The organism is Fructilactobacillus sp. X8R2C1, from assembly GCF_059900955.1.
Map to the genome: position 1 here is coordinate 130,924 of NZ_JBWXVI010000004.1, position 21,369 is coordinate 152,292.

At 39.7% G+C, this 21,369-nt stretch carries 19 protein-coding genes and 1 pseudogene; 15 read left to right on the forward strand and 5 right to left on the reverse strand.

Features of this window, described 5'->3' with window-relative positions; genetic code table 11:
• The first annotated feature begins 7 nt into the window (after nt 1-7).
• The 8 genes and pseudogenes from AC6UD6_RS05540 to AC6UD6_RS05575 all read left to right on the forward strand — a co-directional run bounded on the left by AC6UD6_RS05540 (nt 8) and on the right by AC6UD6_RS05575 (nt 8,106).
• Nucleotides 8-277, forward strand: a complete 270-nt coding sequence (locus AC6UD6_RS05540) for a hypothetical protein (protein ID WP_500695971.1) — start codon at nt 8-10, stop codon at nt 275-277.
• A gap of 195 nt (nt 278-472) precedes the next feature.
• Complete coding sequence (locus AC6UD6_RS05545) at nt 473-1,729, forward strand: NupC/NupG family nucleoside CNT transporter (protein WP_500695972.1); 1,257 nt, start codon at nt 473-475, stop codon at nt 1,727-1,729.
• Nucleotides 1,730-1,862: 133 nt separating this feature from the next.
• On the forward strand, nt 1,863-2,978 hold the full coding sequence (locus AC6UD6_RS05550; RefSeq protein ID WP_500695973.1) for a YibE/F family protein: 1,116 nt from the start codon (nt 1,863-1,865) through the stop codon (nt 2,976-2,978).
• A 5-nt stretch (nt 2,979-2,983) separates the two neighbouring features.
• Entirely contained in the window at nt 2,984-3,745 is a 762-nt protein-coding gene (locus AC6UD6_RS05555; protein ID WP_500695974.1) for a YibE/F family protein, read from the forward strand.
• Nucleotides 3,746-4,046: 301 nt separating this feature from the next.
• Nucleotides 4,047-4,472 (forward strand): annotated as a pseudogene (tnpA, locus tag AC6UD6_RS05560) (IS200/IS605 family transposase).
• A gap of 17 nt (nt 4,473-4,489) precedes the next feature.
• Entirely contained in the window at nt 4,490-5,650 is a 1,161-nt protein-coding gene (locus AC6UD6_RS05565; protein WP_500695975.1) for an RNA-guided endonuclease TnpB family protein, read from the forward strand.
• A gap of 529 nt (nt 5,651-6,179) precedes the next feature.
• Nucleotides 6,180-7,016: a MetQ/NlpA family ABC transporter substrate-binding protein gene (locus tag AC6UD6_RS05570; RefSeq protein ID WP_500695976.1), complete on the forward strand. Its 837-nt coding sequence runs from the start codon at nt 6,180-6,182 to the stop codon at nt 7,014-7,016.
• Between the two features lie 61 nt (nt 7,017-7,077).
• Nucleotides 7,078-8,106: a hypothetical protein gene (locus tag AC6UD6_RS05575; RefSeq protein ID WP_500695977.1), complete on the forward strand. Its 1,029-nt coding sequence runs from the start codon at nt 7,078-7,080 to the stop codon at nt 8,104-8,106.
• A 709-nt stretch (nt 8,107-8,815) separates the two neighbouring features.
• Here AC6UD6_RS05575 and AC6UD6_RS05580 read toward each other — a convergent pair.
• A complete protein-coding gene (locus AC6UD6_RS05580) occupies nt 8,816-9,013 on the reverse strand; it encodes a hypothetical protein (protein ID WP_500694170.1) in 198 nt (65 codons plus the stop codon).
• Between the two features lie 222 nt (nt 9,014-9,235).
• On the opposite strand from AC6UD6_RS05580, the gene AC6UD6_RS05585 reads away from it, so the two are divergent.
• The 3 genes from AC6UD6_RS05585 (at nt 9,236) to AC6UD6_RS05595 (ending at nt 11,917) form a co-directional block, all read left to right on the forward strand.
• On the forward strand, nt 9,236-11,143 hold the full coding sequence (locus tag AC6UD6_RS05585; protein WP_500695978.1) for a thiamine pyrophosphate-dependent enzyme: 1,908 nt from the start codon (nt 9,236-9,238) through the stop codon (nt 11,141-11,143).
• A 141-nt stretch (nt 11,144-11,284) separates the two neighbouring features.
• Nucleotides 11,285-11,440: a hypothetical protein gene (locus tag AC6UD6_RS05590; RefSeq protein ID WP_500694168.1), complete on the forward strand. Its 156-nt coding sequence runs from the start codon at nt 11,285-11,287 to the stop codon at nt 11,438-11,440.
• A gap of 12 nt (nt 11,441-11,452) precedes the next feature.
• Complete coding sequence (locus tag AC6UD6_RS05595; RefSeq protein WP_500695979.1) at nt 11,453-11,917, forward strand: hypothetical protein; 465 nt, start codon at nt 11,453-11,455, stop codon at nt 11,915-11,917.
• Nucleotides 11,918-11,951: 34 nt separating this feature from the next.
• On the opposite strand, the gene AC6UD6_RS05600 is transcribed toward AC6UD6_RS05595, so the two are convergent.
• Entirely contained in the window at nt 11,952-12,497 is a 546-nt protein-coding gene (locus AC6UD6_RS05600) for a type III toxin-antitoxin system ToxN/AbiQ family toxin (protein ID WP_500695980.1), read from the reverse strand.
• A gap of 330 nt (nt 12,498-12,827) precedes the next feature.
• Here AC6UD6_RS05600 and AC6UD6_RS05605 point away from each other — a divergent pair, with 330 nt between their 5' ends.
• The 3 genes from AC6UD6_RS05605 (at nt 12,828) to AC6UD6_RS05615 (ending at nt 15,302) form a co-directional block, all read left to right on the forward strand.
• Nucleotides 12,828-13,901 (forward strand): AEC family transporter, encoded by a 1,074-nt coding sequence (locus tag AC6UD6_RS05605; protein ID WP_500695981.1) that lies wholly within the window; start codon nt 12,828-12,830, stop codon nt 13,899-13,901.
• A gap of 11 nt (nt 13,902-13,912) precedes the next feature.
• Nucleotides 13,913-14,905 (forward strand): NAD(P)-dependent oxidoreductase, encoded by a 993-nt coding sequence (locus AC6UD6_RS05610; protein ID WP_500695982.1) that lies wholly within the window; start codon nt 13,913-13,915, stop codon nt 14,903-14,905.
• Between the two features lie 154 nt (nt 14,906-15,059).
• Nucleotides 15,060-15,302, forward strand: coding sequence for a type II toxin-antitoxin system Phd/YefM family antitoxin (locus AC6UD6_RS05615; protein WP_500695983.1), 243 nt, complete (start codon nt 15,060-15,062; stop codon nt 15,300-15,302).
• Between the two features lie 750 nt (nt 15,303-16,052).
• Here AC6UD6_RS05615 and rbsU read toward each other — a convergent pair.
• The 3 genes from rbsU to AC6UD6_RS05630 are packed head-to-tail and all read right to left on the reverse strand — an operon-like array spanning nt 16,053 to nt 19,660.
• Entirely contained in the window at nt 16,053-16,970 is a 918-nt protein-coding gene (rbsU, locus tag AC6UD6_RS05620) for a ribose/proton symporter RbsU (protein WP_500695984.1), read from the reverse strand.
• Between the two features lie 12 nt (nt 16,971-16,982).
• Nucleotides 16,983-18,452, reverse strand: coding sequence for a UDP-glucose--hexose-1-phosphate uridylyltransferase (gene galT / locus AC6UD6_RS05625; RefSeq protein ID WP_500695985.1), 1,470 nt, complete (start codon nt 18,450-18,452; stop codon nt 16,983-16,985).
• 14 nt (nt 18,453-18,466) lie between these two features.
• On the reverse strand, nt 18,467-19,660 hold the full coding sequence (locus AC6UD6_RS05630; protein ID WP_500695986.1) for a galactokinase: 1,194 nt from the start codon (nt 19,658-19,660) through the stop codon (nt 18,467-18,469).
• A gap of 234 nt (nt 19,661-19,894) precedes the next feature.
• Between AC6UD6_RS05630 and AC6UD6_RS05635 the strand changes: the two genes are divergently transcribed.
• Nucleotides 19,895-21,253 (forward strand): SLC45 family MFS transporter, encoded by a 1,359-nt coding sequence (locus tag AC6UD6_RS05635; protein ID WP_500695987.1) that lies wholly within the window; start codon nt 19,895-19,897, stop codon nt 21,251-21,253.
• Nucleotides 21,254-21,369 lie beyond the last annotated feature (116 nt).

Here is a 21,369-nt window from a genome sequence, read left to right on the forward strand (position 1 = left end):
AACGCATATGAAACTAGATGTGTCAAAGCACGTTCTACGGGATGGTTCGTTTTTAATCATCGCCATCCTGTCAATCATGCAGTTTGCGCGCTACGTCTACACCCAGGAGTATCTGCGTTCGGCTAAGTACCTGGTGCTGTTTTTGATTACCGTTTTAATGTATGGACTAGTTCCAGATCAAGTCCTGCAGTCGATTGTCAATCTGATTATGATTGGGCTGCTCCTGATTTTTACGTGGTACGACGAACGCATTGATAAACGACGAGAAAAGAAATAAATTAATTAGACTAGTTGTTGGTTTTAACCGATAATTAGTCTTTTTTTACGGAAAAATTAACCAATCCGTGAACCATTTCCGCGATGAAGGTTGAAATTGTTAATGTTTAATACTATTATTATAAAAAACAGGTTGTTCGAATTTTGTTATCTGACAATATCCGAACATTGCATATAAAATGGAGGAGAAAGTTCGATGAATTACTATCTAATCATTAACATCATTGGGGTCGCCGTGTTCCTCGGAATTGCCTTTTTGTTTTCCAAGGATCACAAGCACGTCAACTGGCGATCGGTCATTGTCGTTTTAGTCTTAAACCTCGTCATCGCGTTTCTCCTTACTCGCTTTAGTTGGGGTCGAGACGCTGTCAAGGGTGCCGCTGAAGGATTCAACTGGATTGTCCAGGTTGCTTACACTGGGATTGCCTTTGCACTTCCCAACTGGGTGCACGTCAAACAGATGAACTTTGTGACTTCAGCACTGCTTCCAATCCTAATGATTGTTCCGTTGTTTGATATCCTTACATACTTTGGGATCTTGCCATTTATCATTAAATGGATCGGAATTGCGTTATCAAAGGTCACGGGACAACCAAAGTTCGAATCATTTTACGCCGTTGAAATGATGTTCCTTGGAAACACGGAAGCCCTAGCCGTTTCTAGTCTGCAACTCAAGAAATTATCCAGTGAACGACTCTTGACGGTTGCCATGATGTCGATGTCGTGTATCACCGCTGCAATCGTTGGTTCGTACACCCAGATGATTCCGGGTCAATACGTCTTAACCGCAATCCCACTTAACATCTTGAACGCCATCATCGTGACTTCACTACTGAACCCCGTTCACGTTACGCCTGAAGAAGACACAATTGCGACGATGACGGAACCTTCAGAACAAGTGGCCGAAGAGACGGTTGCTGACAAACCGGAAAAACCCAAGAAAGAACCGTTCTTCTCATTTTTGGGTGACTCAATCTTAGGTGCCGGTAAACTGGTATTAATCATCGCTGCTAACGTCATTGCATTCGTTGCCCTTGCTAACTTAATCAGTAAGTTACTGGGACTCATTAATCCTTGGTTGTCACTTCAACACTTACTTGGAATCGTAATGTTCCCATTTGCATGGCTGATGGGGATGGACGTTAACCACGCCTTCCAGTTTGCTCAATACATGGGAACCAAGTTAGTGACCAACGAATTCGTGGTCATGGGTGCCATTGCTCCCCATATCAACAACTTACACATCTTCCCAGCTCACTATCAAGCCCAACTCTGTGTCTTTTTAACCTCCTTTGCCAACTTCAGTACCGTTGGCATGGTCATTGGATGTCTGAAGGGCTTAGTCAGCCGTGAAAAGAACGACGTTATTTCCAGAAACGTCGGTTATCTGATTCTGTCCGGAATCTTGGTATCACTACTTTCGGCCGGAATTGTCGGACTCTTCGTTTGGTAATTATTAAATAAAATTCATGACACTTCTGATTTAATTCAGAGGTGTTTTTTGTTGTCTAGTTATAAATACGTAAATTTAGCGAAACTTAATTTTAGTATGATACACTGAACGTAAATAATTAGGGGATGAGAATTTGAAACGAATCCATCCAAAGCTAAAGATTCGTTGGCTCGCCATCGTTTTGGTGCTAATCTCGGGGATCGTCGCCGTGACCTTCACCCATTTCGACGCACCGATGTACAAACAGACGGTGGCTCGAGTCGTAAACGTGCACAACTACGGTCGCACTTCACAAACTGATGAATTTAAGAATCATGACTACCAAGAAAACCAGAAACTGACGCTGAAAGTTTTAAACGGGGAGTACAAGGGGAAGACAATTACTGCCAACAACCAGTATTCTGGTGCTGGGGCGACCGACATGAAGTATCATGCCGGCCAACAGATCTTTATTCACGTTGCCAACAAGAACTTAAAGCCTTCGTCGATTCTGATCAACGGCTTTAAGCGGGACACCGCGGTCGTCTTCTTAATCTGGCTAACGGTGATGCTGTTGCTGGTGATTCTGAAATTCAGTGGGTCCATGGCGCTTTTAAGTATCATCATCAACGCCATCCTGTTCTTTTTAGCAGTCTCAATTGACGTGGGAACGAGCTTCAATCCGTTTGTTTTATTTGCCATCTTGTCGGTCATTTTCACGATTGTCACCGCCATCCTGATTTTTGGCGTGTCAAAAGAAACGGTCGTGACGATTTCGTCCACGATTCTAGGAACCGCGGTCGCGATTCTGATTGCGTTTATTGTCCTGTCGGTCACGCACGAACGGGGCATGAACTTTGAGATGATGGACTACGTGACCCAACAACGACTGCCAATCTACTTCGTTGGTTGTATGATTGGGTCGTTGGGGGCCATCATGGACCTCTCAGCTGACATCACGTCCAGCCTCTTTGCGGTTTATGAGGAAGACCATAGCCTCTCGTTCTTGAAGCTCTTAAAAAACGGGCAAAACATCGGGCGGTCAATCATGGGACCGCTGATTAACGTTTTGTTCTTAATCTTTGTTGCCGGGACTTTTCCGATGATGGTGCTGTTTTTAAGAAACGGCAATAGCTGGGGCTACTCGTTCTCAATGATTATGTCACTTGGAATCATTCAAAGTCTGATTAGCGCGATTGGAATCACTCTGACGGTGCCAATTACCAGCCTGATTGCGAGTGCGCTTTGTGAAATGAAGGTGATTAAATGAGTACCATGACCGTCTTATTAATCATTCTCTTTTTCGCAATGCTGCTGGCAGGAGGTTCCAAGGGTTTCGTGGCCTTCATTGGGTTACTATGTAACTTTGGTTTGGTCTTCATGTCCGTCGTTTTGATTGCGTTTGGTATTCCGTACCTCTGGGTAACACTGGTTAACGCCGTCATTATCCTCGTCATCACGATTTATTTCGGTAATGAGCAAGGACGAAACGCCGACGTAGCGTTTGTGACCTCGTTAATCGTGGTGGCAATCGTAATTGCGTTGATCATTCCGGTGGAACACTGGGCGCAGGTGCAAGGTTTTGGACCCGAGAATACCGAAGATTTGGAAGGAATGTCGCTCTTAATTGGCGTGAAATTCCTAAACGTTTCGTGCGCGATGACGATTCTGAGTTGTCTGGGAGCGGTGGCCGAAGCGGCTGTTGCGATGGCAACAGGTCTAGTTGAGATTCAGGACCACAACATCAAGATTTCTGATAAGGACTTCAGTTATATCGGGGTTTCGATTGGAAAAGAAATTGTTGGAACGGCCTTTAACACCCTGTTTTTTAGTTTCTACGGGGAACTGGTCGGTTTGTTTATCTGGTTTGCGCGTTTGCACTACAGTATCGGCATGGTCATGAACGACAAGATTTTTGCGTCAGAGTTGATCATGACGTTGATTTCGGCAATTGGAGTGGTATTGACCATTCCCGTGACCATCGCGGTGATGTTGTATTTGAAGCATCGCAAGTTGAAGAAAGCTAACAAAGCATAATATGCAAAAGGATCCTCACACATGTGAGGATCCTTTTAATTTGAAAAGTTATATTTTTATCGATAAATAATGATAAGATGAAGTTAGCTAGAGTTTAATGCGTAGTATATTTAGGAGGTAATCGTTATGTATAAATATTTTAAGATAACTTCAAATGCTGCTAAGAATCTTAAATATGCTTCACTTCATTTATGAGAATTAAGCGAGAAAACTCGTTCCTTCAGAGACGTGATGAATCGCTTTTTTCTTTTGCTAAATTTAGCTACATACACTTGTTTTAATTAAATGGTAAAATATATATATGAATAAAACTCAAAGACTTACGCACGGTAGAACATCTGTCTACAATGTTAATTACCATATCATTTGATGTACTAAATACCGTAGTAAAATTTTGAAAGGAAAAGTTGAAATAACTTTAAAACGAGAACTTTTAAATATTGCCCAAAATAAGGGATTTAAAATTGACCACATGGAAATTGGCAAGCAAGATCATGTACATTTGTTAGTATCGGCTCCACCAAAACTATCAATAACTAAAATAGTGAGTTGGCTTAAAGGAATTAGTGGACTACGTCTTTTTAGAATGTGTCCTGAATTATAATCAAGTTACTGGAAACAACAGGGACTTCGTCATTTGTGGTCTCCGAGCTATTACGTAGAAACCATTGGCACTACCAATAGTGATGCAATTGCCAAATATATCGACGACCAAAAGAAAAAATAGAGAGAAGGTGATTATCAATGGCTGAAAGTAAAGTTTTAAAAGCAATCAAACTTCGTTTGTATCCTACGGATACTCAAATTAACCAGATGTTAATTAATTTTGGGCAATGTCGGTTTGTATTTAACCAATTACTCGCTATGCAAATCCAACGTAAGGAAAATGGCGGAAATTTTGTTAATGAATTCGGCATGAATTATTGTATTAAAGCTTTAAAAATGGAGTATCCATGGCTTAAGCAGGCTGAATCGACCTCATTACAACAAGTTAGCCGTGATGTTAGTGATGCTTTTACTCGTTTCTTTAAGAAACAAAATAGATTTCCACGTTTTAAATCTAAAAAATCTCCCAAACAAAGTTATACCAGCAAATGCACTAACCATAATATTCAGGTTTTTGATAATCATCATTTAAAATTGCCTAAACTTGGGACTGTCTATTACCGTAATGGTTGTCAAATTAAAGGTACCATCAAACGTGTAACCTTGAGAATTTCTGCAACTGGAAAATTTTACGCCACTATTTTAGTGGAACAAGTTACTACCTTGCTTGTGAAAACCAAACAAGCAATTGGAATCGATCGTAACATTAACAATTTGTGTGCCATTTCGAATGGATTGATTATTCCTACTATTCGTTTTGACAAAAATTTAGCCAAGAAGAAACATAAATGGCAACGTAAGTTAGCAAGACGACGTCTTGCAGCTAAAAAAGAGATTGCTATGGCTAAGCATTATCAAAATAGGGATTTACAAATTAGTGATTTTAAAAATGTTGAAAAAGCTCGCATAATGGTAGCTAAATATGCTGAAAAAGAACGCAATCAACGTACTGACTATTTACAAAAATTAAGTACTGAATTAGTTAAGACTAACGATAAAATTGTAGTAGAAAGTTTGAAAACCAAAAACATGCTACGTAATCATAAATTAGCTCGGGCTATCAGCAATCAAGGATGGTATCAATTAGAAACTATGTTAGCGTATAAATGTGATTGGTATGGTAAATCTTTTGTCAAAGTTCCTGCTAAAAATACTACGCAACAGTGTTCTATTTGTGGATATTTACCGGATAAAACACGTAGGTTAACTCTTAAGGATCGAGAATGGACTTGCCCTAAATGTAAAACACATCATGTAAGAGACATTAACGCTGCTAAAAACATCTTAGCTTCCGCTTAATCATAATATAAAAGCTCGGTACGAGCTTTGGTAAAAAGACGCAACCACTACAATTAATTAATAACCGAAAGGTTACTTTAGTTTAGTTGCAAGTAAACGTTGTTCCCAGAAGCACAGGCTTTTAAGCTTGTGTAGTTCACCCTTTACAACTCGCGATTTCTGTGTTTAAATTGATAAAAATACGAAAGGGATGAAACCAATGACAATGATTACTACGAACTATCAAAATACTTACTGTTGCTGTACTTGTTACATGTAGGTCGGCGTTCGTAGTTTTAGATACGGGTGTTGATCAAACGCCTGTATCTAAGTGTAGTAATTTTTGTGCTCAGTTAGATACAACATTTTGTTAGTCTAACTGAGATTGGTGAATTCCAACTCAATCGAATATACTAATCTACTCTATTTATGTGGAGAAAAAAGGATCAGTTAGGCTAACTTAATGGATAGTCTAACTGATTTTTTTAATTGTTTCGTTTAATGAGGTTTTGGCAGAATCAGGATTACTTAGTCGAAGGAGAGAAATAGGATGAAGAAAAGATATTGGATTACCGCTTTAGTCGCAATTATCGTGATTTTATTTGGATATACGTTTGTGTATCGGCCGTATCAGAAGGCACATGCACCACAGTCAAACAAGAAAACCATCACGTTGGCAAGTTCACCCGGTCCTTACAGTGACCTGTTTATGAAGGGTATCAAACCCATTCTTGAAAAAGACGGTTATAAGGTTAAAAATAAGTCATTCTCCGTCTTACTGAATGCTGACATGGCGTTAAACCAGGGCCAGGTTGACTTAAACGTTGAACAACACGGTGCTTACATGAATAACTTTAACAAGGAAAATCACGGAAACTTGGTTTCATTAACCAAGGTGCCAACAATTCCAACTGGAATTTACCCCGCTAAAAAGCACAGTTTAAAGGACGTGCAGAAGGGTGATACGGTTGCCATTCCAAACGATCCATCCAACATGTCACGGGCTTTTCTAGTAATGGAAAAAGCCGGTTGGATTAGGCTAAAGAAGGGTGTTGATCCCATCAAGGCCACTAAAAATGACATCATCGACAACAAGTACGATCTGAAGTTTGATGAAATGGATTCGGCCAACGAACCACGTTCCAGAAACAGCGTGGACTACGCCATCATCCCTGGTTCTGATACTTACGGGGCTAAGATTCCAGCAAGTTCAATGCTTCTGCGTGAAAATCCACAGAGTCAGTACATGTTGCTAGCCGTTGTAAACAAGAAGAATGAGCACACCAAGTGGGCTCAGGACGTCAAGAAGGCATACAACTCCAAGCAGTTCATGAACTACATGAAGAAACACAATCAGGACCACGAGTGGGAAATTCCTGAGAAATAATTGAACACTGTGTCTAAAAATACGATCAAATCCTCCCAATGTTTGGAGGATTTTTTTGTTTATGGTTATTTCACAAAATAATTTTATTCTAATTGCTAATTTCATCGCACTTTTTCTTGATATTATGCTATATTGTGATTTATATAATTTAATTAATATAAAGTTTTTAAGAGGAGTCATTATGCAGAAAAAAAGAAACATGTATTTTTATCGTCTAAATTTTGGAGATGAAGAGACTGAATTGATAAATCTTCCTAAAAAATTCGATTATATATATGAATGTTTTAGAAATCATCAAAATGATAAAATTCCTGAACTTAAATTAGGGAAATCTAGATTTTATGTAGAAAATATAAAGAAAGAGTTTGTAGGAAAAGACAATGATAAAGATTGTTATGTATTTGCTTTGAATGTTCCTAGAATTGATTTAGAGGAACAAACAGTAGTAGGACACAGTCAAAGGGAAATAGATGAAAGAAGAGAGGTTATTGAGGGGGACGAGAATACAGGCCCCTTGAAAGATACCCAATATATTATTGATCCTAACAGGCATATTATTGCACTATGTCGTGGTATGGGAAGAAATTCAGTTTTATATACCACTGAATTTTTAAAGCAATTATTTGATGTAAAATCATTAAGGTTGGATATAATGATAAATAAAAAAGGTGTTGAAAGTATTAATAGAGTGACTCCCACAAGAATCGTTTTTAACATTGCTAGTCCAGATAATTTTACTAATCAAAGTTCCGTTTTTGAGGATGAGTTAACTGACTTTAAAAAAGCTAGATATTTAAATGCTGAATCAATAGAAATGAAAATGGAAGGCCCGCAAATTAATAAGAAAAATCTTATAAATGAAGTAAAGACTATCTTGAGACCGTCATCATTAAATATTAAGCATCTTAGAATAGGTGGGATAAATGATGATGGAGTAGAATCCGAATTCGATATTGTTAATAATAAGTTAAAAAGGGAAATAACTATAAATTTTGATGATAAAATTAAAACTGAAGATTATTGGAAAGCTATGATTAGTGGGTATAAAAACGTATATGACTTAATTAGTGAAATTTATAATACTTATTAATAATACTAAGGACAAATATGAAGTCATTTTTGAGACAAAGATGGAGAATATTATTATTTTTGATTATATTATCAGTTATATTTATATTCTTATTAAAAGTTTCTCCATCTAAAATAAAAAATTATACAAGTTTTATGAGTGCAATTTTAACAGTTTCTTCGATTGTAGTTGCGTTTTCTTTTTCATGTGTTTCTCTAGTTCCTGCGGCTACTGATTCTCGAATATGGAAAGAGTTGAAAAAAAAGAAAACTGATAAGAAATTAATGGAAAGACTAATATTCATTATAATACTATTTTTATTTACTATTACTATGTCTATCATTGAGTTAATATATTTTAGTTCGTGTGATTCATCATGTTTATCTATAGTAATAACATCTCTGTTAATGTCTTTTTTGATTTCAGGAATAATCGAAATCTTTTATATTATAAAAGTATTAATTGCCGCAGTTGAAACGCGCAGTTAATTAGTACAAAGTATTAATCGGAAATATTTATGTATAAAATAATATCTTTTATTGTTTACTTTGGTTATATACTTTATAAATCGGAAAAAGTATATTTTATTAGAAATAATTGAACACTGTGTCTAAAAATACGATCAAATCCTCCCAATGTTTGGAGGATTTTTTTGTTTCACGTGAAACTTATTCCACACAAAAACAGGTCAACCTCACAGTTGACCTGTTTTTTCTAAGTATTGCCAATCCTACTTGTTATCTTTGTTCAAAGCGATGTTCTTAAGGGCTTCAAAAGCATCGATGTCGATTTCTTCAGTAGTATTGTTGTTGAAAGTAACTTGGTATGAAATGATGTTACCTTCTGATTCGCGGGGATGGATTGAGTTCACGTTGTTCACGTTAATCAAACGACCGTCGCCAGTTTCAACTAATCCAGAAAAGTTCATGTTTTTCACCTCCTCACTAGTATTATTACATATGACGCGCCAAAAGATAACCAATAACACGCTCAATTGCCGTTAAATTGGGAATTTATTGCCTTTTGTTAATTTCGTGATTTACATTAAAAAGACTTAATAAATTAAGCAAGCGTTTTTATTGCAACCGTTTTCATATGGGAGTATATTAGGGTCAACAAAAGAATTAAGTACTTTTGGGAGGAAGAAATTATGACAGATGTAAAGAAAATTCCTGCAGCAGTAGCAATGCTTAAAGTTATTGAATCATATGGCGTTAAGGACGTTTATGGATACCCTGGTGGTTCCATTAACTCAACGCTTGCTGCGCTCGATCAAGAAAAAGATAACATTAATTACGTACAAATTCGACACGAACAGGTTGGTGCATTAACGGCCGCTGCTCACGCTAAACTAACTGGTAAAATCGGAGTTGCCTTTGGGTCCGCTGGTCCTGGTGCGGTCAACTTACTAAACGGTTTGTATGACGCCAAAGAAGACCACGCTCCAGTCCTTGCCATCGTTGGCCAAGTTGGTCATGACAACATGAACTACAATTACTTCCAAGAATTTCCAGAGACCCCAATGTTCTCTGACGTTTCGGTTTACGACCGTATCGTAATGACTCCTGAAAGCTTGCCACACGTTGTTGACCGTGCGATTCATGAAGCATACGCAAAGAAGGGTGTTGCCGTAGTTGTCATTCCAAATGACTTCGGTTTTGAAGAAATTCCAGATGTTCCGTACAGTTCTGCATCAAAGACTTACGACAAGCCAGCTCCAGAACCAGTCGCAACCGATGATGAAGTAAGTCAAGCCCTTAAGATGATTAAGAATGCTAAACGTCCAGTGCTCCACGTTGGTCGTGGAATCAAGGGCAATGGCGACAAGTTAATCGAACTTTCAAAGAAACTCCAGATTCCAGTTATTATGGATGGATTAGCTTTAGGCTACGTTGACGCCAACTACGAAGCTAACCTAGGAACCGCCAACCGTGCCGCATCAAAGGCCGCTGACGAAATCTTGAGTACCGCTGACTTAGTTATCGCCATTGGTGGTGACTTCCCATTCGCTAAATCAGTTTATGCAAGTCACAAATTCGCTTACATCCAAATTGATGACTCTCAAATCCAACTTGGTCGTCACCACGAAGTTGACCTCCCAATCTGGTCTGACGCGGGCTCATTTGTTGACAAGGCATTGGCTCAAAGTGAAAAAGTTGCTCCAAGTCCATTCTACAAGGCCGCTGTTGCTGACCAAGCTAACTGGATGGAGTACATTCACAAGATGTTAAACATTGGCAGTGACGAAACTGATGAGAGTAATGGTAGTTTCATGGAAGAATTCAAGGACTTTGGTAAGCACTTGAAGGACACCATGACTAACGCTAACTCAACCATGCCAGTTGCTCCAATCTACAAACAAATTAACCGAGTAGCCGACAAAGATGCCGTCTTCTCAATCGATGTTGGTGACAACATCATCAACAGTTTCAGATACTTGGACATTCAACCAACTAACAAGTGGGTCATTTCCGCATTGTTCGCAACGATGGGTTCTGGACTTCCTGGTGCCATTGCGGCTAAGAAGGCTTACCCAGATCGTCAAGTCTTCAACATTGCTGGTGACGGTGCTCTTTCAATGGTTATCCAAGACTTAGTAACTTTGACGAAGTATCAACTTCCAGTTATCAACGTGGTTACTTCAAACGAAGACTTAGGCTTCATCGAAGGTGAACAAGAAGACTTACCAATGCAATTCTTCGGCCTTCAACTTCAAGGTCAAAGCTTTGAATTGATCGCTAAGGGAATGGGAATTGACGCTACAACCGTTCACAACGTTTCTGAACTTCCTGCTGCATTTGACAAAGCCGTTAAGGTTACCAAGGCTGGTCACCCATTCTTGATTGACGCAAAGATTAACCAAGACCGTGGACTTCCAGTTGAAGATTTGATCGTTAAGATTGAAAATGGTCAAATCGTTGAAACCATCAGTCCAAACTACAAGAAGGACAAGAATGACAACAAGACTTACACATTACCAGAATTCTTCGCAGAATATGGTGGCGAAGGCTTGTTACCACTTAAGGACTTCTTCGACAAATACGATGTTCAACTTTAATAAGTATGAAAAAGAGCTCTCATTGAGAGCTCTTTTTTGTGGGCAAATAGAGGATGTAAAAACTTGAGCAAATTCCTCAGCTCACGGCGATTTAATGGTATGATGAAAGTAATCACAAGAGGATATCGGAGATGAAATATAATGAGTTTTAAAGGATTTGTTAATTGGTTTTTAGTTGTTTTTTGGATTGTGACTTTCGTGGTGTTAGCCATGGGTTTCAGTATGGTCTCAATGTATATGATGGTGATTGGGATGCTGATTCACAGTTTAAATTGTGTCCTAGGAGATAAAATTTAAGGGAGGAATTAGATGTTTAAACCAATTTTATTGATTATCGCAGTGATTGCCTTAATCATTGCCTGTTATTTGTATTGGACGAATCGCGGTCGAGCTGACGATAAAAGTTATATCAAGAGCTGGACGTACTGCTTCTTTGTTGTATGTATGCTGGTTGCTGTTGTAACTTTTGCCATCGCCACCAGAAACATTTTGTCAGTTGCTGGTTTTGTGATTGCCTTTGTCCTGTTTGTTTACTACTTGGTTCGCTACTTCGTCGTAGCGCTAGGTAAGCACTACAGTTGGGATCAGACCGTTTTTCTGAAATACTTTAGAAGAGCCGTGTATGCACTACTTGCAACCCTAATCTTCTTCATTGCGTTCTACTGCTCGTCAAACAATCAGTTGGATATATTGCATCATCGAGAAATCACTTCACATCTCCAGATGAAGCATAATAAGAAAAAGATGAGAGATAAGAAAGCGGAAATGAAATAGAAAAGAAGCATGACTTTAGCTAATAATGTTCAAGTCATGCTTCTTTTCTATTTAGATACTCATCATGCAACTTTTCAGCTAATTTATAATCTAAACAATGTCTTTTATAGAAAGAATTGGATTTGTTTTCAACAGGCTCATTGGACTTTCTATAGACCGTACGAGCCTTACTTTTTACCTTATCTTCATTTTTCTTAAGAAACAGATATTCGTTTAATAGGAGTCTATCTTTTTTACGACTTGCTTTTATTTTAATTTCAGTAAGTTCTGATTTTGGAACTGGAATCATGTTATTAAAGAGTAAATAACCAAGTATGTTGGTGTCGTTTTTTAATTCTCTTAAAGTAGTAATGACTCTACGTCTAGCCTTCATTGCGTTTATTCGATGCTTATTGTCGGAATGATATGACGTAAGTGGCACATAATAGTAATAAAAACAATTACTTTCATTTTTAATTTTCATAATTGTGCCAATATAATCTACTTCAGAAATATAATTGATTCCATGGTTATTTTTAACATGCTTCAATTTATTCTGTAAAAAGTGAATATAATGGTCACTTATTGTATAAAATTTCATCTATTTTTCCTTATTTAGACATATAAAAAGGTCGAAACCACCCCGGCTTCAACCCCACTAAAGATAAAGTTACAAGTCCCACTATCGCAGGGATACTCGATAAATAACCAAGTCTCACTATCGCAGAGACACTCGCAATAATAGTTCAGGTCCCACTATCGCAGGGATACTCGCTATCTATAATCATAATAGCATACTATGATAATTTTACAAATAAAAATCTTCCTTGTTCTCCATTTATTCCCTATGGTAAAATTATTATCGTGAAAAATTTCATTTTTACGTACTTTACTGTGCGTACGATAATATTCTACTTGGAGGTTAACGTTCATGAACGTTATGCAAGCAATTGAGAAGACCGTCACTAATGCGGGAATCATTAGTTCGATCACCTCAACGATTTTCATTATTTTACTGGGTTTCTTTTTACGTAAGAAGAACATTTTTACCGATAAATTCGGGAAGATGTTGTCAAAGGTCGTCTTGACCGTCGCCATTCCAGCTTTGGCACTGAATTCATTCATGCAACCAATCAACGATGATACCTTAAAAGAAGGAATGAATGTCCTCCTGTGGGGTTTCATCATTTACATCATCTTGATTTTCATTGCGCCACTGCTTTATCCCAAACAAGACGAGGATAAAAAAGAAGTGATGGGAATTTTAACCACGTTTGGTTCCACGACTTTCTTTGGAATTCCGATCGTTGGGGCGGTCTTTGGACCGAAGGGAATCATGTACAGTTCCATTTTCAATATTGGTTACCGGGTTTTCCTTTATTCATACGCCTACATCAGAATGTCAGGTTTGAAGATGGAAATGAAAAACATCAAGAAAATGTTCCTTAATCCTGTTGTAATTGCAACTTTCCTCGGACTTTTTCTGTGGTTAGGACAAAATTATGTTCCACATGTAACAGTTCAAACGATGTTGAACGGTATTCCTGGAAAAGGTACCAGTAGTGTAGCTTTCTACCGCATTGACCAAACCGCCTTGTGGCTCTGGAAGCCGTTGAACTACTTAGCTCAACTATCGTCTCCACTGGCTTGGTTATCAATTGGTGTCACTCTAGGTTCGATTTCGTTCAAGCAGGCTGCTTCTAACAAGCTTTCTTGGTACTACAGTTGGAACAAAGTTATCATTGTGCCATTGTTCAACCTGATTGCCTTGACGGCTCTCTCAATGCTGGGCATTATGCCAATGAGCTACGTGGCCATCGCAACGATTGTTATCATGATGGCAACCCCAACTGCCACGGTTGCTTCGGCCTACGCAATTAGCTTCAATCGGGATCCAGTCTTGGCTTCGAACGCGTCGTTCTTGTCGACCATTCTGTCAGTGATCATGATGCCGATTTGGATTGCACTGCTGGAAGTTATCAATAACTCGGGGATTATCAAATAATGGGTGATAAAATGTTCAAAATTACTGCGTACGGGGTACGTCCCGTTGAAGTCAGTTACTTCAAAGATTTGAATAAATACAATTATGAATTGAACCTGGTTTCGGAAATGTTAAATCGCGACAACGCCATTGATTCCAAGGGATCAGACGGAGTGTTAGTTCGTGGGAACTGTCTGGCTGACCGAGAAAATTTACAGAAGTTTGCTGACTGGGGCATTAAGTATGTCTTCACGCGTACGGTTGGATACGACCACATTGACCTGAAGGCTGCCAAGGAACTTGGCATCAAGGTCGCTCGCGTTCCCGGATATTCGCCTTACGCTGTAGCTGAACTTGCGATGACCCTCGGAATGAGTCTGTTTCGTAAAGTAGCTTTCGAAATCAACGCCACTCACGACGGCAATTTTATCGTCAACGATTCGTACTTTAGTCGGGAGATTCATTCCAGTACCGTTGGAATTATTGGTGCGGGTCGCATTGGCCGTGCTGAAGCTAGTTTGTACAGTGGGATGGGTGCAACCGTGCTCGCTAACGACCGTCACAAGGTTGACGCTCCTGAAATCGATGAATACGTCTCCATTGATGAATTATTGAAGCGGTCTGATATTGTTTCACTGCACGTTCCCTACACTAAAGGTGAAACTGATAACTTAATCAGTACCGCCCAAATCAATTTAATGAAAGACGATGCCATTTTGGTTAATACGGCTCGTGGTCAAGTGGTTGACTTAAAATCCGTCGATAATGCTCTTGCGTCCGGCACATTAGGTGGATATGGTTCTGACGTGTTAATTGATGAAGCTAACATTTTTGGTCACGAATTCAAAGGGATCGACAATATTAAGAACCAGGAAGTCGTTAACCTAATGAAAAAGTATCCTAACGCAATTGTGACGCCGCACGTTGGTTCGTTTACGGAACCGGCTTTGACGGACATGATTACCGTTAGTTACGACAATTTTCATGAAATGTTGACGACGGGTAAGTCGAAGAACGAGATTTAAGATTAAAAGTGAATATTAATTTTAGTCAGTATTTAACAATTATTGAGAGTGTCTTTTTTAAAGACATTCTTTTTAGTTTTACTTTTTATTCTATATGGTATAATCATCACTATAAAAAATTTCATTTTTTACGTATGAAGAGAGATGATACTACATGAAAGTGGTTAATTGTAATAATTTCAAAGTGAACTTTGAAACATACATGGATCGGGTTATGAAGGATGATGAAGAGGTTACAATTCATTGTGAGAATGGTGATTCGGCGGTGCTCGTTTCAAAAAAGAAATATGATAGCATGATCGAGAATCTGTTTGTCTTAGGAAATGGGGAGAATTTGAAGTTCTTGGAACATTCGAAGAAGCAATTGAAAAATGGAAAAACGAATCATTTGAAATAATAGTTAATTTAACATAATTATGCTGTATAATAACAAATGAAGATTATACAATCTACTCATCGATTTAATAGGGTGATGGGACTGAGTTTATCAGCTAAAAGTTGATGAACTCTTTTTTAGTTGTTATATAGTATGATTGAATTACTATTTAACTAAGTTATAATATATTTATAACAAGTAATACATGGTCACCTATTTTCGGTAGAATTGATGATCGAGAGCTCATCGGTCTGTCGCTGATGAGCTCTTTTTATACTTAAGATTAAAAAACGCAGCCTCCATTTAGGAAGCTGCACTTTTTAATTATCGTGTCTGTTTAAACGGTCAAATAATATATCAATTAATCGAATGATTAAATGTGATAAAGTATTAATCGTAATAGATACGATAATAAATTGTAAATAACACACATATTGTCACCAACGAGCGCATTTAGATTTTTGGTAGTGCATTTGCTCGCTTTAATTATTATACAGTATAATTGCTTTATTATTAAGTTGAGTTATAATAATAAATGTAAATAACACATGGTCACCGATTTTTGGTAGGATTGATGATCAAGAGTTCGTCGGTTTGTCGCTGATGAACTCTTTTTTTATCCACCAATCCACACATAAAAAGGCTGACACCTAAATTGGTTTCAGCCTTTTTGGTACTATAGGTCTCGCTAATGTGGAGACATTGACAAGATGGTGCCATTCCCACTAACGCAGGGAGCCTCGTTACTTCTATGATACCATTTCAATTTAATTAAATAAATGCCGTAATGGCGGAAGCAAAGACAATGAGAACTAACCCAAGGTAGGTCAGAGTCATTTCCTTTGGTGTCTTCTTCTGGTGCAAGAAGTAAATCCCGGTCAGAGTGGAAACCAAGACGGCTAATTGACCCAGAACGTTGGCAGTGGCCAATCCGTTCATGTCAGGTTGAGCTGAGATTAAGTACATTAACATACCAAAGCCTTGCGATAAGCCGGCGAGAATGTTCTTGTATGAAACGGATTGAATGAAGACATTTTCGTCTTTTAGGTTCCACAAATCGTAAATCACGGCACATAATACCATTCCGATGGCCTGGGGAAGAAACGCATGGTTCCCGTCCATGGCTTGCATGTTTGGCAATAAAGCTTTCATTGATGGCATGATGACCACCTGTGGAGCAGCTGAGTAAACTAAGTATCCCAGGGCACCAATCAGCTGAAAGATCGTAGCTTTCTTTAAAGCACCCTTATTGGTGGATTCTGGGTTTTGGACCCAAGCGGTGAGAGTCGCACCAAGGATTACGATAACTAGGGCAGTAAATCCTAAGACTTTTCCGATAATGCCGGTCCAGTCGCCTAGAACAAAGACTCCCCAAAGCGACGTCAGGATCAGCTGAAAGGCCGTGGTAATCGGCATTACTCGTGATGATCCAACTAATTTAAAACCCTTGAACTGCATGATCTGGCCAAAGCCCCAGCCAAGTCCAGAAATAATTCCAAAAGTGGTACTGATCCAACCAGGAAGGGCTAATCCTTCAATGAAAAACAGGACGACCGCAAAGACTAAGGTTCCAAGGGTGGCACCTAAGATTTGGTTGGCGGGTTTTCCACCAACCTTCGAAGCAATCGTTGGGAAAAGTCCCCAACCGACCATTGGTCCTAAACCAATTAATATCGCTAGCCAATTCATAATAATAACCTCCTAAAGTGTGTGAATGAATTTTTGAAACGCTGCGGTCCCCTGGTCATCAAGCTTGAAGACCCCGGCGTTTTCCAAGACGTGCATAAAGGTAATCCCGACTTCTTTGTCAATCACGTCCTGGACGTTGTCGGGATTGAGTTGGTAACTTTGTTTGATCTGGTTGGCCCAAGCAACGTGATAATCCGCGATGTCGTTGGGCTGACCAAGTAGATACTTCTTGACCTCGGCCAGTTCGGATTTCAGACGAGCGGGCAAGATGGCCCGTCCCATCACCTCAATCAGGCCAATGTTTTCCTTCTTGATGTGCTGGTATTCGGCGTGGGGATGAAAAATGCCATCGGGATACTTCTTGGATGTCTGGTTATCACGCAGAACCACGTAAACCTCAAATTGCCCGTGCTTATTCATGCAGACAATGGGGGTGACCGTGTGATGCGGTGTACCGTTTGTTTCGGCACGCACGTCGACGGACGGGTCTGAATACTTGCGCCATTCATTTAAGATATGGGTCGCAAAATCAATTAGTTCCTGTTTATCGGTCCCGGTCAGGCGAATCGTCGACATCGGCCAGTTTAAGACCTCGGCCTTAACGTCTGGATACTGGTCCAGATCAAAGGTGAACCGGGTCTGTGCTTTCATCATTGGAAAGGTATGATAGCCGCCCTGGTAGTGTTCGTGACTCAGAATTGAACCACCCACGATTGGCAGATCTGCATTACTCCCCATAAAGTACGCAGGGAACATCTGGACAATTTCAGTTAGATTGAAAAACGTCTGCGCACTAATTTTCATCGGCTCGTGAACATCATCCAAAAAGATGCAGTGCTGATCAAAGTAGGAGTACGGTGAATACTGAAAGCCCCACGGTTTCCCGCCGACTAAAACATCAATGATGCGGTGATTAACCCGCACCGGAATTTGCGAATTACCGTAGTAACCCTCGGTTTGAGCGCACAGGTTGCACTCGGGATAACCAAAGCGGGTGTTTTGACCGGCCTTGGCAATGTCCTTGGGGTCCTTCTCCGGTTTCGACAGGTTAATCGTGATTTCCAGATCCCCAAACTTGGTGTCAATGTCCCAGAGCAGGTTCTTCTTGATGCGAGCAGTTTTAATGTAGTTATTTTGTTGACTTAAATTGTAAAAATAGTTTGTGGCCCGGTCGGGAGCTTGCTGATACAGGTTCCAGAACTTGTCGTTGACCACGCTTGGAAGCGGGGTGTAGAGATTGGTCAGTTCCGCCTCTAACACTTCACGGTTTTTGAGGGTATCGTCAATTTGACCATTCTTAACGGCCACGTCGATTAACTGATCGACCGTTGCCAATAATTGGTCAGATAAGTTCGGATTGGACACGTTCTTTTCACCAACCAGATGGTAAAGATAGTTTATGAGATACGTGCGATCCGTTGGTCGGTACGTTTGTCCAGTATCAATGACCTGACCTGCGTAGTGTTCAACTAGATTTTCCATGTTGTTCACCTCACCTAAATCTGGATTTCTTTCGGGCCATCCGAGATGTTGGCGATGTAGAAGTCAGCGTCGTAGCCGAAGCGGTAGTTGTAGGTGTCACCAACGTTCTTGGTGAAGCTTGCGACTTGGTCGGATGGAACAATCGCAATCGCACAACCACCGAAGCCAGCACCGATCATTCGTGATCCAACGGCACCGTTCTTCCAAGCTTCGTGAACTAGCGTATCCAAGTTCGGACCAGTGACTTCGTAGTCGTATTCTAGTGAAATGTGAGAAGCGTTCACTAGTCGACCAAATTCAGCAATAGCGTTGTTACGTAAAGCCTTCACGGCTCTCAAGGTTCGTTGATTTTCAGAAACGGCATGACGGGCTCGTTTCAACAACGTTGCGTCATTAATGGTGTAGGTGTACTCGTCGAATTCATCATTTGACATGGCACCAAACGATGAAAAATCAGCCACCTTGTTGACGAGTTTTAAGGCGTCCTCACACTGTTGGCGGCGCTCGTTGTACTTGGAATCTTTAAGACCCCGTTTCTTGTTGGTGTTCATAATGACGATTTTGTCGTTTCCGAGTTTAATCGGAACGAACTCGCTCTTCATCGTGTTGGTATCGAGCAGAATGGCCGTGTCTTTTTTGCCCATCTCAACGGCGTACTGGTCCATGATGCCGGAATTCACTCCGATATCGGTGTTTTCAACGTGCTGCCCGAGTTTGGCTAATTCTGGTCCCGAGAAGACGTCGTTAAACTGGTCGTTTAAAATCTTGCCAAACAACATCTCAATGGAAGCAGATGATGATAGTCCTGACTCATCCGGTAAAGTGCCGTAAATTAGAATGTTGAAACCATGATCCAGCTTGTGACCTTTGTCGGCAAAGGCCTTAAACATGCCCTTGGGATAGTTAATCCAGCCATCATCGTGGTTAATTGTTAGGTCGTCGATTTTAAAAGAGTTGACGCCCGTATCTGGGAAGTTCTCCGAATAGATGTTGACTTGTTTGTCGTTACTCGGAGTCACCACGGCGTACGTTCCGAGGCTAATGGCACACGGGAAGACGTGACCACCGTTGTAATCGGTGTGTTCACCGATCAGGTTGATTCGGCCGGGCGCAAAGTACGCCTTGGTCGGTTCCTGTGAATACAAGTCTTGAAATTTATCCTTTAAATTACTAATAATTTTGTCAGTTGAAGTTATTTTCTCGGTCATTTAAAACATCTCCTTAGAAATCATTTCATTTGTAGTGATTTCTATTTTGAGAGTAAGCGTTTTCATATGGTAAGTCAAGATTTTTTATCTTATAAAATAAATTGTGTGAATGGCCCAAACCGTTAATTTGTTGCGTATGTAAGCGCTTTACATAGTCAAACAATTCGTTATACTGAAATTGTGATCACATTGAATTTGTTAAAAAGCAACAATTTAAGCAATAGGAGGATGGTTATGGATAAATCAAAATCAAAACCTAAGAAGGACACCCTTCCGCGGTTAAGTTTGTATACAATTTTTGCGATGACGTTTGGTTTCTTTGGAGTCAGTATGGCATTTTCGCTTCAAAGTTCACAGATGGGACGGATCTTTCAGACCATTGGTGCCGATCCAACTAAATTAGGATTCTTTTTCCTACTACCACCATTGGCTGGAATGATTATACAGCCCTTAATTGGAAAATATTCAGATGTCACTTGGAATCGGTTTGGTAGAAGAATGCCATACTTACTAGTGGGAGCTCCAGTAGCAGCCATCGTGTTGGTTTTATTGCCAAATGCTGGATCCTTTGGATTTGGTTACGGATCGTTTGCCGCTTTACTTTTTGGTGCTATCACAATTGCTGTGATGGATGTTTCGTCAAATGCATGTATGCAGCCTTCCAAGATGATTGTTGGTGACATGGTAAATGAAGAGCAAAAGGATTTGACCTGGTCATGGCAGCAGTCCTATGCCAATCTAGGTGGAGTGTTTGCGACGTTATTACCATTTATTTTAACGGCAATTGGAATTTCTAACGTCGCCCCAAAAGGTGTGGTTCCGTTATCGGTTAAGATGTCTTTTTATATCGCTGCCGCAGTTCTTTTAATCATGTCATTGTATACGGTATTATCGGTTCACGAATACAGTCCGACGGTCTACGCTAAATACCATGGGATTGACGTTAACAGTCAAAAAACTAAGAGTAGTTTAATTAAATTGTTAAGAACTGCTCCTCGTCCGTTTTGGGAAGTTTCGTTCGTCCAATTCTTTAGTTGGTTTGCTTTTCAATACTTATGGACTTACGGAACGGGTTCAATTGCCAAGACGATTTGGCATGTCACTGATCCAACTTCTGCTGCATACCAAGCAGCCGGGAACTGGTTTGGAATTTTGTCAGGAATTGAGGGACTGGCTGCTGCTATCTTTGGTTTCTTGGTTCTATCACGAACTAAACCCAATTCACGTAAAATGTGGTATCGAATTGGATTGTTTGCCGGTGGGGTTGGATTTGTTTGGTTGTCATTTATTCATTCCCAAGCTCTTTCAGTGGTAGCCTTTGTTTTAATCGGAATTTCCTTTTTGGCAATGCAATCTGAGTCTTTGTCAATCGTTACTGGGGCTTTAAACGGTGAGGACGAAGGTGCTTACTTAGGACTCTTTAATATTAGTATCTGTATGCCACAGATCATCGCATCGTTGGCCAGCTTTGTGATCTTACCATTAATTGGTAAATCAATGCCGGGGATGATTTTGGTAGCTGGAATTATGATGTTGTTTGGAGTATTAGCTGTTAGTGCTATTCACGTGAAACCAATTGTAACTTCAAAATAAGATTTAATTTAGGAGTTTGTTATGAAAAATTATCAATGGTGGAAAATGCAAAAGAAATCCGTCAGAATTATAATGATATCGAAAGTGAGTTGCGCACTTATGAAACAAGAATTTAT

What these genes read in the sequence shown, in the direction of transcription:
- AC6UD6_RS05595 (WP_500695979.1), top strand. Translation starts at nt 11,453, where the DNA reads ATGTTTAAACCAATTTTATTGATTATCGCAGTGATTGCCTTAATCATT.
- AC6UD6_RS05575 (WP_500695977.1), top strand. Translation starts at nt 7,078, where the DNA reads ATGGTTATTTCACAAAATAATTTTATTCTAATTGCTAATTTCATCGCA.
- galT (WP_500695985.1), bottom strand. Translation starts at nt 18,452, where the DNA reads ATGGAAAATCTAGTTGAACACTACGCAGGTCAGGTCATTGATACTGGA.
- AC6UD6_RS05630 (WP_500695986.1), bottom strand. Translation starts at nt 19,660, where the DNA reads ATGACCGAGAAAATAACTTCAACTGACAAAATTATTAGTAATTTAAAG.
- rbsU (WP_500695984.1), bottom strand. Translation starts at nt 16,970, where the DNA reads ATGAATTGGCTAGCGATATTAATTGGTTTAGGACCAATGGTCGGTTGG.
- AC6UD6_RS05540 (WP_500695971.1), top strand. Translation starts at nt 8, where the DNA reads ATGAAACTAGATGTGTCAAAGCACGTTCTACGGGATGGTTCGTTTTTA.
- AC6UD6_RS05585 (WP_500695978.1), top strand. Translation starts at nt 9,236, where the DNA reads ATGACAGATGTAAAGAAAATTCCTGCAGCAGTAGCAATGCTTAAAGTT.
- AC6UD6_RS05615 (WP_500695983.1), top strand. Translation starts at nt 15,060, where the DNA reads ATGAAAGTGGTTAATTGTAATAATTTCAAAGTGAACTTTGAAACATAC.
- AC6UD6_RS05570 (WP_500695976.1), top strand. Translation starts at nt 6,180, where the DNA reads ATGAAGAAAAGATATTGGATTACCGCTTTAGTCGCAATTATCGTGATT.
- AC6UD6_RS05600 (WP_500695980.1), bottom strand. Translation starts at nt 12,497, where the DNA reads ATGAAATTTTATACAATAAGTGACCATTATATTCACTTTTTACAGAAT.
- AC6UD6_RS05610 (WP_500695982.1), top strand. Translation starts at nt 13,913, where the DNA reads ATGTTCAAAATTACTGCGTACGGGGTACGTCCCGTTGAAGTCAGTTAC.
- AC6UD6_RS05545 (WP_500695972.1), top strand. Translation starts at nt 473, where the DNA reads ATGAATTACTATCTAATCATTAACATCATTGGGGTCGCCGTGTTCCTC.
- AC6UD6_RS05590 (WP_500694168.1), top strand. Translation starts at nt 11,285, where the DNA reads ATGAGTTTTAAAGGATTTGTTAATTGGTTTTTAGTTGTTTTTTGGATT.
- AC6UD6_RS05580 (WP_500694170.1), bottom strand. Translation starts at nt 9,013, where the DNA reads ATGAACTTTTCTGGATTAGTTGAAACTGGCGACGGTCGTTTGATTAAC.
- AC6UD6_RS05605 (WP_500695981.1), top strand. Translation starts at nt 12,828, where the DNA reads ATGAACGTTATGCAAGCAATTGAGAAGACCGTCACTAATGCGGGAATC.
- AC6UD6_RS05555 (WP_500695974.1), top strand. Translation starts at nt 2,984, where the DNA reads ATGACCGTCTTATTAATCATTCTCTTTTTCGCAATGCTGCTGGCAGGA.
- AC6UD6_RS05565 (WP_500695975.1), top strand. Translation starts at nt 4,490, where the DNA reads ATGGCTGAAAGTAAAGTTTTAAAAGCAATCAAACTTCGTTTGTATCCT.
- AC6UD6_RS05635 (WP_500695987.1), top strand. Translation starts at nt 19,895, where the DNA reads ATGGATAAATCAAAATCAAAACCTAAGAAGGACACCCTTCCGCGGTTA.